Source organism: Xenorhabdus bovienii SS-2004, assembly GCF_000027225.1.
Classification (GTDB): domain Bacteria; phylum Pseudomonadota; class Gammaproteobacteria; order Enterobacterales; family Enterobacteriaceae; genus Xenorhabdus; species Xenorhabdus bovienii_C.
Map to the genome: position 1 here is coordinate 3,091,724 of NC_013892.1, position 16,941 is coordinate 3,108,664.

19 protein-coding genes and 1 other RNA gene are annotated in these 16,941 nt (G+C 42.2%); 10 read left to right on the forward strand and 10 right to left on the reverse strand.

Features of this window, described 5'->3' with window-relative positions:
- Positions 1-4 precede the first annotated feature (4 nt).
- The 3 genes from rseA to trmN all read right to left on the reverse strand — a co-directional run bounded on the left by rseA (position 5) and on the right by trmN (position 2,292).
- The gene (rseA, locus tag XBJ1_RS13370) at positions 5-655 is read right to left on the reverse strand and encodes an anti-sigma-E factor RseA (RefSeq protein ID WP_012989535.1); all 651 of its coding nucleotides are present in this window, start codon (positions 653-655) and stop codon (positions 5-7) included.
- A 32-nt stretch (positions 656-687) separates the two neighbouring features.
- Complete coding sequence (gene rpoE, locus XBJ1_RS13375; RefSeq protein ID WP_012989536.1) at positions 688-1,263, reverse strand: RNA polymerase sigma factor RpoE; 576 nt, start codon at positions 1,261-1,263, stop codon at positions 688-690.
- 288 nt (positions 1,264-1,551) lie between these two features.
- The gene (trmN, locus tag XBJ1_RS13380) at positions 1,552-2,292 is read right to left on the reverse strand and encodes a tRNA(1)(Val) (adenine(37)-N(6))-methyltransferase TrmN (protein ID WP_012989537.1); all 741 of its coding nucleotides are present in this window, start codon (positions 2,290-2,292) and stop codon (positions 1,552-1,554) included.
- 143 nt (positions 2,293-2,435) lie between these two features.
- Between trmN and srmB the strand changes: the two genes are divergently transcribed.
- A complete protein-coding gene (gene srmB, locus XBJ1_RS13385; protein ID WP_012989538.1) occupies positions 2,436-3,779 on the forward strand; it encodes an ATP-dependent RNA helicase SrmB in 1,344 nt (447 codons plus the stop codon).
- 96 nt (positions 3,780-3,875) lie between these two features.
- Here the strand turns inward: srmB and XBJ1_RS13390 are convergent, their stop codons facing one another.
- A complete protein-coding gene (locus XBJ1_RS13390; protein WP_143827684.1) occupies positions 3,876-4,805 on the reverse strand; it encodes an alpha/beta hydrolase in 930 nt (309 codons plus the stop codon).
- Here XBJ1_RS13390 and XBJ1_RS21565 point away from each other — a divergent pair.
- Positions 4,799-4,999: a hypothetical protein gene (locus XBJ1_RS21565; protein WP_143827685.1), complete on the forward strand. Its 201-nt coding sequence runs from the start codon at positions 4,799-4,801 to the stop codon at positions 4,997-4,999. The two genes, XBJ1_RS13390 and XBJ1_RS21565, sit on opposite strands and share 7 nt — an antisense overlap.
- A gap of 346 nt (positions 5,000-5,345) precedes the next feature.
- Complete coding sequence (ung, locus tag XBJ1_RS13395; protein WP_012989540.1) at positions 5,346-6,026, forward strand: uracil-DNA glycosylase; 681 nt, start codon at positions 5,346-5,348, stop codon at positions 6,024-6,026.
- Between the two features lie 67 nt (positions 6,027-6,093).
- Here the strand turns inward: ung and grpE are convergent, their stop codons facing one another.
- The gene (grpE, locus tag XBJ1_RS13400) at positions 6,094-6,675 is read right to left on the reverse strand and encodes a nucleotide exchange factor GrpE (RefSeq protein WP_012989541.1); all 582 of its coding nucleotides are present in this window, start codon (positions 6,673-6,675) and stop codon (positions 6,094-6,096) included.
- A 123-nt stretch (positions 6,676-6,798) separates the two neighbouring features.
- Between grpE and nadK the strand changes: the two genes are divergently transcribed.
- The 3 genes from nadK (at position 6,799) to bamE (ending at position 9,905) form a co-directional block, all read left to right on the forward strand.
- Positions 6,799-7,677 carry an NAD(+) kinase gene (nadK, locus tag XBJ1_RS13405; protein ID WP_049778823.1) on the forward strand — a complete coding sequence of 293 codons (879 nt, stop codon included), beginning with the start codon at positions 6,799-6,801 and terminating at the stop codon, positions 7,675-7,677.
- 96 nt (positions 7,678-7,773) lie between these two features.
- Positions 7,774-9,447, forward strand: a complete 1,674-nt coding sequence (recN, locus tag XBJ1_RS13410) for a DNA repair protein RecN (RefSeq protein WP_012989543.1) — start codon at positions 7,774-7,776, stop codon at positions 9,445-9,447.
- Positions 9,448-9,560: 113 nt separating this feature from the next.
- Positions 9,561-9,905, forward strand: coding sequence for an outer membrane protein assembly factor BamE (gene bamE / locus XBJ1_RS13415; RefSeq protein ID WP_012989544.1), 345 nt, complete (start codon positions 9,561-9,563; stop codon positions 9,903-9,905).
- A 64-nt stretch (positions 9,906-9,969) separates the two neighbouring features.
- On the opposite strand, the gene XBJ1_RS13420 is transcribed toward bamE, so the two are convergent.
- Both XBJ1_RS13420 and XBJ1_RS13425 read right to left on the reverse strand, forming a co-directional pair.
- Entirely contained in the window at positions 9,970-10,263 is a 294-nt protein-coding gene (locus XBJ1_RS13420) for an RnfH family protein (RefSeq protein WP_012989545.1), read from the reverse strand.
- Positions 10,256-10,690 (reverse strand): type II toxin-antitoxin system RatA family toxin, encoded by a 435-nt coding sequence (locus tag XBJ1_RS13425; RefSeq protein WP_038187003.1) that lies wholly within the window; start codon positions 10,688-10,690, stop codon positions 10,256-10,258. Before XBJ1_RS13425 ends, XBJ1_RS13420 begins: the two co-directional genes overlap by 8 nt.
- 157 nt (positions 10,691-10,847) lie before the next feature.
- Between XBJ1_RS13425 and smpB the strand changes: the two genes are divergently transcribed.
- The 4 genes from smpB to XBJ1_RS13440 all read left to right on the forward strand — a co-directional run bounded on the left by smpB (position 10,848) and on the right by XBJ1_RS13440 (position 14,212).
- Positions 10,848-11,330 (forward strand): SsrA-binding protein SmpB, encoded by a 483-nt coding sequence (gene smpB, locus XBJ1_RS13430; RefSeq protein ID WP_012989547.1) that lies wholly within the window; start codon positions 10,848-10,850, stop codon positions 11,328-11,330.
- 50 nt (positions 11,331-11,380) lie between these two features.
- Positions 11,381-11,744: a transfer-messenger RNA gene (gene ssrA, locus XBJ1_RS20075) on the forward strand.
- An 893-nt stretch (positions 11,745-12,637) separates the two neighbouring features.
- On the forward strand, positions 12,638-13,015 hold the full coding sequence (locus tag XBJ1_RS13435) for a LecA/PA-IL family lectin (RefSeq protein ID WP_012989549.1): 378 nt from the start codon (positions 12,638-12,640) through the stop codon (positions 13,013-13,015).
- 159 nt (positions 13,016-13,174) lie between these two features.
- Positions 13,175-14,212 (forward strand): IS630 family transposase, encoded by a 1,038-nt coding sequence (locus tag XBJ1_RS13440; protein WP_041573280.1) that lies wholly within the window; start codon positions 13,175-13,177, stop codon positions 14,210-14,212.
- On the opposite strand, the gene XBJ1_RS19110 is transcribed toward XBJ1_RS13440, so the two are convergent.
- The 3 genes from XBJ1_RS19110 to XBJ1_RS13455 all read right to left on the reverse strand — a co-directional run bounded on the left by XBJ1_RS19110 (position 14,209) and on the right by XBJ1_RS13455 (position 16,620).
- Complete coding sequence (locus XBJ1_RS19110; RefSeq protein ID WP_012989550.1) at positions 14,209-14,955, reverse strand: glycosyltransferase; 747 nt, start codon at positions 14,953-14,955, stop codon at positions 14,209-14,211. The two genes, XBJ1_RS13440 and XBJ1_RS19110, sit on opposite strands and share 4 nt — an antisense overlap.
- Before the next feature lie 291 nt (positions 14,956-15,246).
- A protein-coding gene (locus XBJ1_RS20920) for an IS1 family transposase (protein WP_143827632.1) occupies positions 15,247-15,941 on the reverse strand; the annotation gives its coding sequence in 2 pieces (ribosomal slippage) (positions 15,247-15,686 and positions 15,686-15,941; 696 coding nt in all).
- Between the two features lie 37 nt (positions 15,942-15,978).
- Entirely contained in the window at positions 15,979-16,620 is a 642-nt protein-coding gene (locus XBJ1_RS13455; RefSeq protein ID WP_012989552.1) for a phytanoyl-CoA dioxygenase family protein, read from the reverse strand.
- Between the last annotated feature and the right edge of the window lie 321 nt (positions 16,621-16,941).

The following is a 16,941-nucleotide window of genomic DNA, read 5'->3' on the forward strand; positions in this document are numbered from 1 at the left end:
TTCATTATTGCTGTGGAGCCTGTTGTATTTTTGCTGCTACAGGTTGAGTATTATCAACCGGTGGCAACCTCTGGTTTTGTTCTGAATAAATGCGCCGGGAAAGTTCATACTGTTGCAGCATAGCATCAATGCGTTTATTGCTTTCCCTCACTTGCATGTTCAAATCACTGCCTAAAGCTTCATCATCTACAGGCGCAGCTAAACCGACAGGTGAAGCGGAACCCATAACAGGTAATGTATTGAAGACTGGCGTATCGGATTGTGTATCCACATCAACACTGCCATCGCTGTTATATTGCTGGACTCCAACAATCACCGCCAGTGACACACACGCAGCAATGCCGACTTGCGTCATCTGGCTCGCCCACGGGCGAATTTTGTTCCAGAACGGCATTTTCTGCCATGTTTCAGGCTTTGGCTGAGATTCTGGAATAGCGGCTGGATTGATATGAGCCGGCTCTTTTTCAAGTGCCAATGCGACTCGGCTCGCGATATCCAAATGTAATACATCACCTACATCACCACGCAATGTGTCACGGATGAGGTGATATCTTTCCCACTGTTTCTGCATCACAGTGTCTTCAGCGATCAAACGAACGACTTCACTATCAAGAGCTTCGCCATCCATTAATGCGAAAAGTTTCTCTCTTTGCATGCCAAAGTACCCTTCAATATTGTTTTGTCCCACTACTGTTGGATCAGTGGTTTGACTTTATTATCAATGGCTTCCCTTGCCCGGAAGATTCGTGAACGGACAGTCCCGACAGGACACTCCATGATCTCAGCTATTTCTTCATAGCTCAACCCATCCAACTCCCTGAGCGTAATCGCTACCCGCAAATCATCTGGGAGCGATTCGATGGTACGGAAAACCACTTCCTTTAGTTCTTCAGACAACATTAAGTTCTCAGGGTTCGAAATTTCTTTTAATGAACTTGACGCATCATAATTTTCTGCATCGTTGGCATCCAAGTCATTGGATGGTGGGCGACGTCCCTGAGCAACTAAATAGTTTTTCGCAGTATTAACGGCAATACGGTACAACCACGTATAAAAAGCACTATCACCCCGGAAAGAATAAAGCGCACGATAAGTCTTAATAAACACCTCTTGAGCGACATCAGGAACGTCGCCTTGAGGTACGTAACGAGCAACCAGGCTCGCCACTTTGTGCTGATATTTTATAACCAGCAAATTAAATGCTTTCTGGTCGCCCTTTTGTACCCGTTCGACCAGCATTTGATCCGTTAACTGCTCGCTCATCCGAGGCTCACTCTCCTGAGGTAAAACTCCACATTTATACTTAATTACGCCAGTCATGATGCCTTTCTTCCCAAACAAGCATGACTTCGAGTTTCTATTTCGTGTGAAGTTCAACTTTGATCGTAATTTTATCTTACAACCACCTGTTATTTCGTATCTCACCTTTTATGTATAGTACAAATCATAGTCTCTATTTCCCAGGAAATACGATTTTAAAACAAGAAAAAAGAACGATTCATTTCATTGAGTAATAAAACCCATATCATTACTCCATTGATAGTAACCTTATCAATAATAAAGATAAAAATCTGTTACTAACTGACGAAATTCGGTTGAATATACGCCATTTGAGACACGAATGGTCAATTCACTCACCTGAGTCTCCTGCCCTTGTCGAGAAAATGCCAGCAACAAACGATGCAGCGGTTTATCCTGCCTATCACGAATATTGACACGATGATGAGTAAACCACCCCCGTTCTGCCGCCATTTGCTCAAATGTCTCGCCGATGTTATAGGGTAATACAACACAAAATAGCCCTGTGGGCTTAATCAAATGTTCAGCACAATCCAATAATCCACGATGCGTCAATGATCCCGTGTAGCGCGCCTGACTACGTGCTTCATTTCTACACGCGTTGGCAGGTTCAAAATAGGGCGGATTACTCACGATCAAATCATATTGCAAATGGTTTTGCTGAGTAAAATCATGAATATCCTGCTGATATACTTTAACACGATCAGCCCATGGGGATTCCTGCACATTCTCGATTGCCTGTCTCGCAGCATGAGTATCCAGCTCCACGGCATCAATAACCGAATGATCGTCAGTACGCTGTGCTATCATCAAGGCAACCAAACCGCTGCCACAACCGATATCCAGACATTTTTTCCGATTACCCACCGGAGCCCAGGCGCCTAATAACACGCCATCTGTCCCAACTTTCATTGCACATTTATCATGTCCAACAAAAAACTGTTTAAATGTAAAACCACCGCAGCGAAAAGCGGGTTTATGTATCAATCCCATGAATCATGTCTATTGAAATTAAAATGGGTCATAGCATAAATCTTATAGCCCACGGATAAAAGCGACCTGCCCACAGGATATTTTTATAGGATGAAGAATACGACCAACCTGTTTATAATCGGCGACCCAAATAGAGGTATATGATGACTGCGACAAACTTTTCCGAATTCGAACTTGATGAATGCCTGCTTAATGCACTGAACGAAAAAGGCTACGAACGCCCGACAGCAATCCAGGCTGAAGCCATTCCTGCTGCCATGGATGGCCGTGATGTACTTGGCTCCGCGCCGACTGGCACAGGCAAAACCGCTGCGTACCTGCTACCAGTTCTACAGCATTTACTGGATTTTCCACGTAAAAAATCCGGCCCGCCACGTATCTTGATTTTGACCCCTACCCGCGAACTGGCAATGCAAGTTGCAGAACAGGCACAATCATTTGCGGCTCATACTAATCTGGATGTCGCCACAATCACTGGCGGTGTTGCTTACATGAATCACGCAGAAGTGTTCAGTGAGAATCAGGATATTGTTGTCGCAACTACAGGACGCCTACTGCAATACATCAAAGAAGAAAATTTTGATTGCCGTGCGGTGGAAACGCTGATCCTTGATGAAGCAGACCGCATGCTGGACATGGGGTTTGCCAATGATGTCGAGACCATTGCCGGTGAGACACGCTGGCGCAAACAAACGTTGCTATTTTCCGCAACGTTAGAAGGTGAAACCATCCGTGATTTTGCAGAGCGTCTGTTAACCGATCCTGTTGAAATCGATGCAGAACCTTCTCGCCGTGAACGCAAAAAAATTCAGCAATTCTATTATCGTGCCGATAATCTGGAGCATAAAACAGCTTTACTGTGTCACCTTCTTCAGCAACCTGATGTAACAAAATCGATTGTTTTTGTGCGCAAACGTGAGCGTGTGCGTGAAATTGTTGATTATCTACATAAGGCAGGCATTCAGGCCTGTTTTCTTGAAGGTGAAATGGTGCAGACCAAACGTACAGATGCCGTCAAGCGACTGAATGATGGCAGAGTCAACGTTATGGTTGCAACTGATGTTGCGTCCCGTGGGTTGGATATTGAAAATATCAGCCATGTCTTTAACTTTGATTTACCACGTACTGCCGATGTTTATCTGCATCGGATTGGCCGTACTGCCCGTGCAGGCCGTAAGGGAACCGCTATTGCACTGGTTGAGTCTCACGATCATCCACTGCTTGGTAAAGTCACCCGTTATCTCAACGAACCATTGAAAGTACGGGTTGTCGATGAATTGCGCCCACAAACTAAAGCACCCAGTGAGAAAAAGAGCTATAAGCCTTCTAAGAAAGTTCTGGAGAAACGTAAAGAGAAGAAAAAGGTAGAAGAAGAAGCGAAGAAAACACGAGTGAAAGTTCGTCATCGCGATAGTAAAAACATTGGAAAACGCCGCACTCCTTCCGGTGATCCCAAACCAGAAACGTCAGAACCAACCAACGATTAATCTCACTGGCAAAAGCGGGCAAACAGCCCGCTTTATTATATCCGACAAACAGAAACAATGGATTCAGCCTTACTCATTATTCCATTTGTACGAATATTATACTGAATAATACTTCTCAAGCTGTTGTGAAACCAATTGATGACGCTCTTCCCTTAGCTGGTCGCTGATTTCGGCCTCATTCATATTCATTCCCCATGTATTCAAAGCCTGTTTTTGCATAGAAATAGCCTTATTTTGCATACTGTCCTCAGTAGCAGCTATCATTTCACCTGCTTTATTCAACCAAGGTTTATGGACGGTCAGCAATTCCTGCACGGCTTCCATAAAATGCGCCTTGAATGAGTGAAAAGCATACCGATAGGCAAAAATGGAATCTAATATCCCTTCCGGTTCGTACTCATATTCAAGCAAAATTTTATTTCCCATGGGCTGGGGAATTGGCAAAGTTTTTTGCAGGTTATCAAGCCAGTCATGTTCAACAATATAATTTCGGATTAACCCATTTTCTGCCACTTCACGACTTGCTTCCGGTGATAACCCCATACTTCTCAATGTCGAATCTGACACACCTGCAGCATTAAAAATAACTGCGGGTTTTCCTGTTGTCAGCGCTGCCACAGATGCCAATCCTCCCCCCATTGAGTGACCTGTGAAAATGACATTTTCACCAAATGCTTTTAACGCTGCTTGTGCCAACGTTACAGCCTGACCATATTGCTCTTCTTTAAATCCAAGCCCTTGACGAATACTTGCCATGAAATCCTGTATTTCGTTCGAGCCAGTAAATGACACTATATATAAACCCTTATTTCGATAAACGCCTGCCTGAAATCCTGTTGAACTATCCTCCAAGATAGCAGGATCAATGCCCGCTTTTGATATTTCATCTTTCGTAAGACGCACATAATCACCAATTCCCATGCTATTCATACGGTAAACATCACGGGTGACCAGAGACAGATCATAATCGATGCGTTTAGAATGTTTTCCTGCAATATCATTGGCATGTAATTCAGGTAATGCCATGGCACTTAGATGACGATCGCGAATCAATGATTGATAAAGATTATTATTTTGCTGGGTATTTTCTGAAAGCGGAGCTGTTGTGGGTTGTGTTGTGGAGTGAGTCACATCAGCCTTGTCAGATGATGATTTGGCCGGAGAACTCGATTGAAGTTGTAGTGGACTTCCCTGTAATGAATAAATCCCTAATTCGCTGAAAAAACTGCCATTTATTGATAAAGTCATAAAACTCTCCTACAGATTATTCAGGTTAGGCATAATTAACAAACCTAAACTCTCTATCGGCAAAAAATCGTAACACATTAACAACAAATTTAATTTTTATTTAACAAAATTAATACCCATATATAATGAAAGGAATATCAGTAAATGAATTTTTATAAAAGAAAAACACGAAATTATTTTTATAAATTTTCAAAATAATTTATAAAATCAGAATTTCACCCTATCAATTAGCTTCAGATGAAGATCAGAGGGTTTCCCTATACGAAGGGAATCGGTAAGCTTAAGCCTATCTGACAATCATATAGAAAGGGATTCGCGATGTCCGCATCTCTCACATGGCACGAAGTCATCGGCCATGAAAAGACACAGCCCTATTTCGTTGACACATTGACCTATGTTGCCAATGAACGTAAGGCCGGAAAGACGATTTATCCGCTACAGCAGGATGTTTTCAATGCATTCCGCTATACCGAACTGTCCGATGTAAGAGTCGTGATTTTGGGGCAAGACCCTTACCACGGCCCAAATCAGGCACACGGTCTGGCTTTCTCAGTACAGCCTGGTATTCCTGCACCACCTTCTCTTGTCAACATGTATAAGGAGCTGGAATCGGATATTACTGGGTTTAGCCGCCCTAATCATGGCTGCTTGGTCAGTTGGGCAAAGCAGGGCGTATTGCTGCTCAATACGGTGCTGACCGTTGAACGTGGCAATGCGCATTCACATGCGAATTTAGGCTGGGAAACCTTCACTGACAAAGTCATTGCGGCAATCAATGAACATCGTCACGGCGTCATTTTCCTACTTTGGGGTTCCCATGCCCAGAAAAAAGGACACTTCATCAATACCCAACAGCACTATGTTCTAAAAGCACCACACCCTTCTCCTTTGTCAGCTCATCGCGGTTTTCTGGGATGCAAGCATTTTTCACAGGCAAACAGTCTACTGGAAGCTCAAGGATTGACGCCAATTGATTGGTATCCCACACTGCCTGAGTGACAATAGAATAACCACAAAAATGCCGCCCTGTGTATGGCGGCATTGTAATCACGGGATAGCGTAATTTTTATTTAGAAACAGCAACCATTGCAGGGCGCAATAAACGACCATTCAAGGTATAACCTTTCTGCATCACTAACATAACGTGATTGGGTTCATGCTGATCGGATTCCATCATGGTCATCGCCTGATGTACTTCAGGATTGAAAGGAACATTAGTGTCACCCACCACTTCAATGCCGAATTTACCTACAGCATTAGTGAATGATTTTAATGTTAACTCAACGCCTTCAATCATTGGCAACAGCGCGTCATTAGAGCGATCAACCGCTTCCAGTGCGCGTTCCAGATTGTCGATCACGGGCAGAAGCTCATTCGCAAAACGTTCCAGTGCGAATTTATGTGCTTTTTCTATATCCAGTTCTGTGCGACGACGGATATTTTCCACTTCAGCACGAGCACGCAGCATTGCATCGCGTTCGCCAATTTGAGCCTGTTTTAGCTGTTCTTCCAACTCGGCAACACGCGGGTCAACAATGCTCTCAGTCTCTGGCGTGTCTGCCTTTTCTGCATCCATTTGTTGCTCAAATACATTTTCTGTATTTTCTGAGACTTGCTCGTCAGGTACTTTTTGGTCTTTACTACTCATGAATATCTCCGCGTATTTTGTATTATTTGCGCTACTCCCGCTTATTATGGGGATCAAAACGAGGGATTCAAGGGAACAATCATATTGTGAGGGCAAAACCATATGCTGAAGGAAACAACAGCAATGAATAACGAATTCAAATGCATCGGTATTGTCGGCCGTCCACGTCACCCTGAAGCGCTGGCCACCCATGAAATGCTTTATCACTGGCTGGTATCCAAAGGATACTACGTCATCATGGATAGACAAGTTGCTAGAGACATTGGTTTAAAAGGTGTTCAGACTGGAGGATTGACCGAAATCGGCAAAATAGCTGATCTGGTGATTGTTGTTGGCGGCGATGGCAACATGCTGGGAGCAGCCAGAGTATTGTCACGCTATGACATCAAAGTAATTGGCATTAACCGTGGTAATTTAGGCTTTCTGACGGATTTAGATCCCGATAATGCCTTGCAGCAGCTTTCCGAGGTACTCAATGGAGAATATCGAGACGAAAAACGTTTCCTATTAGAAGCTCAAGTCACGAAAAAAGGACAGAAATCACGGCGCAGTACGGCGCTGAATGAAGTCGTGCTACATCCGGGCAAAGTCGCTCACATGATTGACTTCGAAGTTTATATTGATGAGCGTTTTGCGTTTTCCCAACGCTCCGATGGCTTAATCATTGCGACTCCTACAGGCTCAACAGCCTACTCGTTGTCTGCTGGTGGGCCAATATTGACACCAAACTTGAACGCCATTGTGCTGGTACCGATGTTTCCACACACGCTTTCAGCGCGCCCTCTTGTTATCAGCAGTGAAAGCAGCATCCGTCTGAAATTCTCCCGGAACAGCAATGACTATGAAGTAAGCTGTGATAGCCAGATAGTGTTACCGATCCAGGACAGTGAAGAAGTCATTATCAAACGCAGTGAATATAACCTGCATTTGATACACCCGAAAGATTACAATTATTTCAATACATTGAGTACGAAGCTGGGTTGGTCGAAAAAAATGTTCTAAAAACGTAAGCCTCCCACTTTACTGTATAAAGAACCAGTTTATACTGTGTGAAAGTACAGACATGTTTTTATATACAGGAAAGGTAGGAGGAACGCGATGCTGACTCAGTTAACCATCAGTAATTTTGCTATCGTTCGCGAACTGGAAATTGATTTCCGCTCAGGAATGACTGCAATCACAGGGGAAACCGGCGCAGGTAAATCCATCGCCATTGATGCTCTGGGCTTATGCCTTGGCAATCGAGGCGAAGCCAATATGGTTCGTGCTGGTGCTACCCGTACTGACATCTGTGCCCGTTTTTCACTGGCGGATGCACCTTCTGCCCGTAAATGGCTTGAAGCCCACCAACTTGATGAAAGTCGTGATGACGACAATGAGTGCCTGTTGCGGCGCACAATTACCGCAGATGGGCGCTCCCGTGGTTTTATCAATGGCACGGCTGTCCCCCTTTCCCAGCTACGTGAATTAGGTTCACACCTGATCCAAATCCATGGGCAACATGCCCACCAGTTACTTTTAGAAAACCGTCACCAAAGGCGTTTACTGGACATTTACGCTGGCGAATTTGAACGGCAACATGAAATGAAGCAGGCTTACCAACAATGGCGGCAAAGCTGTCAGGCACTCGCCCGATTTCAACAGCAGGCTCTTGAACGCCGCTCTCGCCAGCAATTACTCGAATATCATTTGAAAGAACTAAACGAACTGGCACCACAAGTGGGTGAGTACCAAGAACAGGATAGCGAATATAAGCGGCTGGCAAATTGCGGGCAGTTTCTATCTGTCAGTCAGAACGTTCTCCAGATCTTAAATGATAATGATGAACAGAACATTGTCAGCCTTCTGAATTACGCACGAAACGAACTGACTGAACTGGCCAGCATGGATCACAAATTCAACGAACTGCTTAACATGCTGGAAGAAGCAGCCATTCAAATTAATGAAGTCAGTGATGAATTACGCCATTACAGTGATCTACTGGAATTAGACCCTAACCGCCTGTTTGAATTGGAACAGAAAATTTCACAACAGATCAGCATGGCTCGTAAACATCACGTTGCTCCAGAAGAACTACCTGCCCTGCACCAACAACTTTTGGAAGAGCAGCATCAGCTCTCCCAACAGGAAGATGATTGCGCCCATCTCAGTGAACTTGTCAGCCTGCATTATCAACAAGCGCTCAATGTGGCAGAAAAACTGCATCAGGTTCGCCAACAATATGCTGCGGAATTAAGCCAACTGATTACCAACAGCATGCATCAACTCTCCATGCCTCATGGTCGTTTTACCATTGACCTCACATTTGAACCCGAACATTTGAATATTGATGGTGCCAGCAAAGTTGAATTTAACGTAACAACTAACCCGGGCCAGCCTCATCAGTCACTGGCAAAAGTTGCTTCTGGTGGTGAACTTTCCCGTATCGCACTAGCTATTCAGGTCATTACAGCCAAAAAAATGGAAACGCCTGCATTAATCTTTGACGAAGTTGATGTCGGTATCAGTGGCCCAACCGCGGCAATCGTTGGCCGATTGCTACGCGAATTGGGAGAGTCGACCCAAGTTATGTGCGTAACGCACTTACCGCAAGTCGCAGGATGTGGGCATCAACATTTTTATGTCAACAAACAAACCGACGGGGAAGAAACAGAAACCCATATGCAATTATTGGACAAAAAAGCCCGACTTCAAGAACTGGCGCGACTTCTGGCGGGTAATGAAGTTACAAAAAACACACTGGCCAACGCAAAAGAGCTATTAGCGGCATAAATTAATACAACTTTTTTGTATACTTGAAGTCATAGGTAAAACGCTGAGAGGTTTTCAATCTCTTCAATGTTTATTATCATCGACAGCCTCACTCCTAAAGGAATGTAATTACTATGCGCTGTAAATTGTTGACTGCCGCTACCGTATCACTTGTTATGCTGACTGCGGGTTGCTCCATGTTTGAGCGAGTTGTTTATCGTCCTGATATTAATCAAGGGAATTACCTGACACCGGCTGCGGTATCAAAAATCCACAAAGGAATGACTCAACAACAAGTCGCTTACACTTTGGGAACACCAATGCTGACTGATCCGTTTGGAAGTCAAATTTGGTACTACATATTCCGTGATCAGCCAGGCCATAAGAAGGCCACACAAGAAACATTGACGCTCACCTTTGATAGTAATGGTGTGTTGACTGATATCAAGAATGAAAAAGCTTTTCCAGAGGATCAGTAAGACGCGGAATTTTATTTATTCGCCAGTAATGCATCTGGCGAATAAATAGATATCGGAATAGATGTTATTGAGTGCTATTTTTAGCTCGTTCAGCCCGTTTACGACGCATTTCTTTTGGATCGGCAAGAAGGGGACGATAAATTTCTACACGATCCCCTTCTACCATCGTATCGGTCAATTTAACCGGACGACTATAAATGCCGATTTTATTCTTAATCAAATCGATATCACTACGTAATGTCAAAAGACCAGATGCGACAATCGCCTGTTCGACAGTCGATCCCTGAGGTACTTTCACATTACACAGATATTGACGTTCAGGCAGAGCATAAACGACTTCGACATTGATATCAGACACTGTAAACCTCACGCGCACGTTGGGTAAAAGCCTGAACCATATTACCGGCCAATTCCTTAAACACCTTACCAAAAGCTAACTCAATCAACTTGTTGGTAAACTCAAAATCGAGATGTAGCTCAACTTTACAGGCATCCTCGCTAAGTGGGGTAAAATGCCACCCGCCCATCAGCTTTCGAAAAGGCCCATCAACAAGCTGCATACTAATACTTTTATTATCAGATAACGTATTACGCGTCACGAACGTCTTACTGATCCCTGCCTTGGAGACCTCAACGGCAGCCGTCATTTCATTATTACTACGGCTTATTACACTGCTACCCACACACCCCGGTAAAAAATCCGGATAAGACTTCACGTCGTTGATCAATTTGTACATTTGTTCCACGCTGTAAGGCACTAACGCAGAGCGACTAATCTGTGGCATATCATTTCCTGTAAAACGTAACAGCACTGAATAGTATCATTTAAATGTGGTTAAATAAAAACCTGATGGCGTTTGGAACAATAAATATGCATTTATTGCTAAATATCACTCAGAAGAGATTTATTTCATTAACGCATACAGTATAATACAACGCATTATGACAAAGAAAAAAGCACACAAACCCGGTTCGGCAACAATTGCCATGAATAAGCGAGCCCGCCATGAATACTTCATCGAAGAAGAATTCGAAGCTGGCTTATCGCTACAAGGTTGGGAAGTAAAATCGCTGCGCGCTGGCAAGGCAAACATCAGTGAGAGTTACGTTTTGCTCAGAGATGGTGATGCTTATCTTTTTGGTGCCACAATCACACCATTAAATGTCGCTTCTTCCCATATAGTCTGTGATCCGACACGGTCACGCAAATTACTCCTTAACAAGCGCGAACTTGATTCACTATATGGTCGAGTCAATCGTGAAGGTTATACAATCGTTGCGCTTTCCATGTACTGGAAGAACGCTTGGAGCAAAGTCAAAATTGGCGTTGCGAAAGGTAAAAAAGCGCATGATAAACGTTCAGATATCAAAGAACGTGAGTGGAAAGTAGACAAAGCAAGAATAATGAAGAATTCAGGGCGTTAATCACTGGCATTATCATCCAATATTCTGATATACTCGCTTTTAACATACTTGGGGCTGATTCTGGATTCGACGGGATTCGCGAAACCCAAGGTGCATGCCGAGGGGCGGTTGGCCTCGTTAAAAGCCGCAAAATAATAGTCGCAAACGACGAAAACTACGCACTAGCAGCTTAATAACCTGCTTAGAGCCCTCTCTCCCTAGCCTCCGCTCTTAGGACGGGGATCAAGAGAGGTCAAACCCAAAAGAGATCGCGTGGATGCCCTGCCTGGGGTTGAAGCGTTAAATCCAATCAGGCTAGTTTGTTAGTGGCGTGTCTGTCCGCAGCTGGCAAGCGAATGTAAAGACTAGACTAAGCATGTAGTACCGAGGATGTAGGAATTTCGGACGCGGGTTCAACTCCCGCCAGCTCCACCAAATTTGGTGGGTCAGTGTCAGGACAACAACTTGAAAAACAGTCAGTTAGCAAAGTTGATGGGACACTGCCATGACAGTAAAAGGACTTAAAAAGATACGCAAAAGATACGCGGCTCTTTTTCTAAACGCCTCAGACTCCCCCTCTGAGGTGTTTTTATTTCTGACTAATGTATTTCCACTTGTAAAAAAGTGTAACAAAAATACACGCCATTTTTGCCTGTTTTGGGTCTGATTTACCCCTCAGATCACTCTCTCTGGAATTCATATCGAAGAACGGACATCATTATTTATTCGAAAAATTCACCGCCAAAATCCCTCTCTAAACTGACGCATTTCTGTACACATAAACCGTGCTTTTAAATATTCAGATTTTTTGATGATATTTAGCTGACGTACGCTTTTTGCCAAAAAATGGAGAGTCCCGAGATTGTGGAACGGCGGGAAAGAAAACTACTGTCACTATAGGGCAGAAATCTGCCCTTTGACATACGGGGTATCTGCACAAACAAAAGGTATTGAGGAAATCCCAATACCTTCACCGTAAGTATAAAACCAAAGTAGGCATTCCGTTTGAAACGGAAAGATTGAATTAAAAGGTGAGAAATTCCCACCTTTAGATAACTTGTTGATTTTTCGTAATTACCGCTCAGGGTGGGAATTTAATGAAATCAAGGGGTTGGGTTAAAGGGGAGTATTGTCCCCTTTTAAACTCATAGTTTTATCAGTGGGATATGGATTTTATTAATTTCCAAACAGCCATTCCGTGCCATCCTAATCAGAAGTTCTCTCCAGTATTGATGAACCTATTTTATGGATGTTCACTGGCGGAGAAGTAACCCGCCTTCATAGACTGATAAAGTCGCTTTCAAAGCATAATGATTGGAGGTAATACTATGTACGATTGGTCTGGAGCTGTTCCTGCTAAACTTGAACAAGATCAACCTACAGGACTTATTCTCAAAAAGGGGGATGTTATATCTATTGTTGCTAAGGGATGGGTGAAGTATGGCCATCCAGACAACTACTGGGCAGCCCCCCAAGGTACTCTACTTAGAAAACCAACGCTACGCGACTCACTCATTGCTAAAATCGGTAATAAAACCTATGGAATAGGAAACGGCGTGCTTCATAAAACGGTTCCTGAGGATGGGGAGTTAATATTTGTGTTCTTTGACTCCCCAGGTGATTACGGTGATAATTCTCGTGAATTCCTTGTTAATGTTAAAATAGAGTCACGCTATTCTCCTCTCGAAGAAATAAAAAATAACTAAAACTCTAACCCGCAACTTTCTGCGGGTTCATATCAATCATGCAAATCACCCACCAATAATATAACAAAAGATACTGTTTCTAATTTAAATAATAACTTCTATACCCGTCGTCATTGAAGATGCTTGATTTTTCATTTGTATCAGATCATGATTGCGCCCATGAAAATTAATCTAACAGATGCCCAAAAAGACGCCCTCGAATTGATGCATGATACGACTCGCGATGGACGAGTACGTGACCGCATCAAGGCCGTGCTTTTGGCCTCAGAAGGCTGGACTGCCCAGATGATTGCTCAGGCTTTGCGGATCCATGAAAGTACGGTGAGCCGCCATCTGAAAGATTACTTCTCTGAGGAAAAACTCGCCCCTGAAAATGGGGGCTCTGAAAGCCGTTTGTCTGCCGAACAAACAACAGAATTAGTTGAGTATCTGATGGCAAATTTGATGCACACTACCGCACAAATTGTGGCCTATGTTCGGGCACGATGGCAGGTGACTTTCACTGTCGCAGGAATGACGAAATGGCTTCACCGTCAAGGTTTCAGCTACAAGAAGCCAATGGGTGCTCCGCATAAATTTGATGCGGATAAACAGCAACAGTTTATTGAAACCTACAACGCGCTGAAAGAAGAATGTGGCCAGAATGCGCCTATTTTATTTATTGATGCGGTTCACCCGACCCTGTCCACAAAATTAAGTTATGGCTGGATGAAGAGCGGGCGGAAGCACGTCAAAGTGGTTGAAACCACAGGCAGTCGTACTCGACTCAACATCATGGGTGCCCTTAATTTACAACGGATTGAAGAGACTATTGTTCGTGAATATCCGACGATTAACGCGAAAAATGTCGTCCTTTTTTTCGGCTCAATCCGGGAAACCTATCCACTTTCGCAAAAAATCCACATTATTCTGGATGGTGCGGGTTATCACCGTTCCGGAGTCGTCCAATTTTTTGCCGAGGTTTTGAATATTGAGTTGCACTACCTGCCGCCTTACAGCCCTAATCTCAACCCGATTGAGCGATTATGGAAGTATGTGAATGAGCAGGTACGAAACAATGTCTATTTTCCGGATACCAAAACATTCCGTGAAACGCTGCGCCACTTTTTTCATGTCACATTGCCAGAAAAAGCGAAAGAACTCACCACTCGGTTGACTGATAACTTCCAGATTTTAAAACCCGCATCTTCAAGTTAATTGCGTATAATCCAGTAAATTTTAATAGAAAAAACCCCTAAAATCATAATGCTATAATTAATAATCGTCCTCATCAAACTCCAGTTTTCCCTTGTATCCTCCCAAATAACAGGAAATTGATATAGTGTCTTCGAAAGCCTATTCATAAGGTAAATAATTTCAGCATCAAATGCATACCCCTTAATCCTTTGCTTAGAAAATACTTCTTTTGCCACATCAGACTTTAACATCTTGAATGGACACTGAGAATCAGATACTTTACAGTTTAGTATCAAGTTAACAATTTTTAAAAAAAACTTACTTGTTATTTTTCGATATAGATTCGCTTTTGATTTACTCTTTGAGAATCGCTCTCCAATAACGAGATCAACATTGGATGTTTCAATTTTTTGATATGCACTAAAAAAATCACTCTCTTTTATCGGGAAATCAATATCAGTATAAAAAATATATCTTCCTTTCGCTAAATCAACGCCTCGTCTAATGCTATATCCTTTTCCATAGTTACCACAGTTAGAGACAACTTCAACATCAGGGTACTGTTTTTTTACCTTGATAATATCTATATCATGGAAAGTATTTTTATTTGAATCATTAATTATAATGACCTGTACTTTCAATACTTCTTGAATATTTTTAATGCGCTGTATGGTTTTTTCTATAACTAAATAATTTTCATTATACCTAGGAAGAATAATTGAAACATCAATATTATTCTCTCCGTGATGCATTATTTCATCCATAATAACACCTTAAAGACAATATGCTAACTCCCCAACAATAATTCACCCAGCTCTGTTAAATTTATGCTGGATGTACCTTGTTGATTGATTTTTTTAACCGGGAAAGGTTTACCCGTTATAGATGTAGTAGGTAATCCTTGTTTATAAGCAGCAATTCGTTCTGTAATTTGCTGCTCAGTGAGATCAGTCCTTGGAAAACAACAAAAATATTGAGCTAATCTTGGCTTGTCCGAAATATTAGGTTTATTTCCATGAGGCAGCGGGTCATGTATTAAATGATTAGATTAGGTATTAAAAATAATGTTCACGTTCAATAAAGGTTCCTATCACTTTATCGTGCATTTCTTCCGATTTTGAATACCCAATGGTTTTTCTATTCAGCCTTTTGATTCGGGTACGATGCGTTAAATTCGTTCTCTCTATACGCTGAGTAAACGCCTTTCCAGTCAAGTGCTCTTCCTCGGGAAGTGGGTCGTAAACAACATAGTCATCCGTGCAGTAAAACCGAATAGTAAAGGAAGATAAGAGGGTAAGCAGCTTGTCTAACGTTTTTCGACTGCGATCGCCAAAAACATGAGCCACTATTCGCTTCAGGCGGGGTTCCCAAGCATACCAAAGCCAGCGTTGGTTTTTCTTATTGCCGACAAACGACCATTGCTCGTCGATTTCACAGACAATCTGGATGCCACATTCCGCAAGGGGAAGTGTCGTTACGTTTCGGAGTCTGAGGTTTTTAATGTTTTCATGACGGTGGCGGTGGCGACTTTCAGGATCCGAGCGGTGTCACGAATTCCCCCGTTATTCATCGCGATATCGACAATCTGTTCTTTAACGCCGGGTTTGCAGGCCTGATAGGTATACGCCAACTGAAAGACCTTACAGCAGCTATAACAGCGATAACGAGGATGTCCGCCATTTCCTTTCCCATGTCCTTTGACCTGTTCTGATTTGTGGCAATAACGGCAATAGACATCAACTTTGGCCATACTTCATCCTTAAAAAGCCGGAAGCATATCACAGCAACTAACCATTTAATACATGACCAGGCAGCGCGCCATGAAATATAACATAATCCCCAGCTTTCAATGGGATAGATACAATTTTCATTCCTGTCGTATCAGGGAATCGGCTATTATACCCTTCTGGTTGTTTTGACAGCCATTCATAAATTACTTTATGAAACCCCGGTACACATTGAAATCCACCAGAATTACCATCATCGTCAGTTAGGCTCAATAAGCCTTGTATTTTACTCTCTAACGGACGTTTTGAAACATCAATATCCCAATGAATAAAACCTTCGTATTTCCAATCATCATTAACAGGTGGATTCATATTGACCCTATCAATACTCACCAATAGTTCTTTTATACCAAAAATTTTTTCATATACAGAATAAATTATTTGACTTTGCCGATTATCCCACAAGGTCTGATGATGATAAAAAGGAATACGCCCCATTTCATCAATTCCTGAGCGAGAACGGATATCGGTGTTATAAAAATTAACGGGATCATTTTTATCCATTTCCAAAAAATAGAATATAGCATCGACTGTTTTCTGTGTTTGCTCTCTACTAACCGCTGATTCTATAACTATATAACCGTTATCATCCCAGCTTTTTAAATACTGCTCCATTTTTTCTTCAGAAAGAAATTCAGACATAATTCCTCCTACCTAATTATTAGATATAAACTAAATGTAATAATATATACTGAAATAGAATTAAATATAGAAAAATATAAGCAACAAGAATCAAACATAAACGCATTAAAATAAACTACAGCAAGCAATGTGAAATTCAAATAAAAAAATACTTTTTTTAAAAAAAGTTGATGCAAATCACACATTAATGTTAACCAAATAAATAAATTTCAAAATTATATTCATAATAAATTATTATTAATAGAAAGAATAACAAAAATCAATTAATGAATTATTAAATAAAAAACAAAATAAATAATCACAATAATATATTTAAATTTT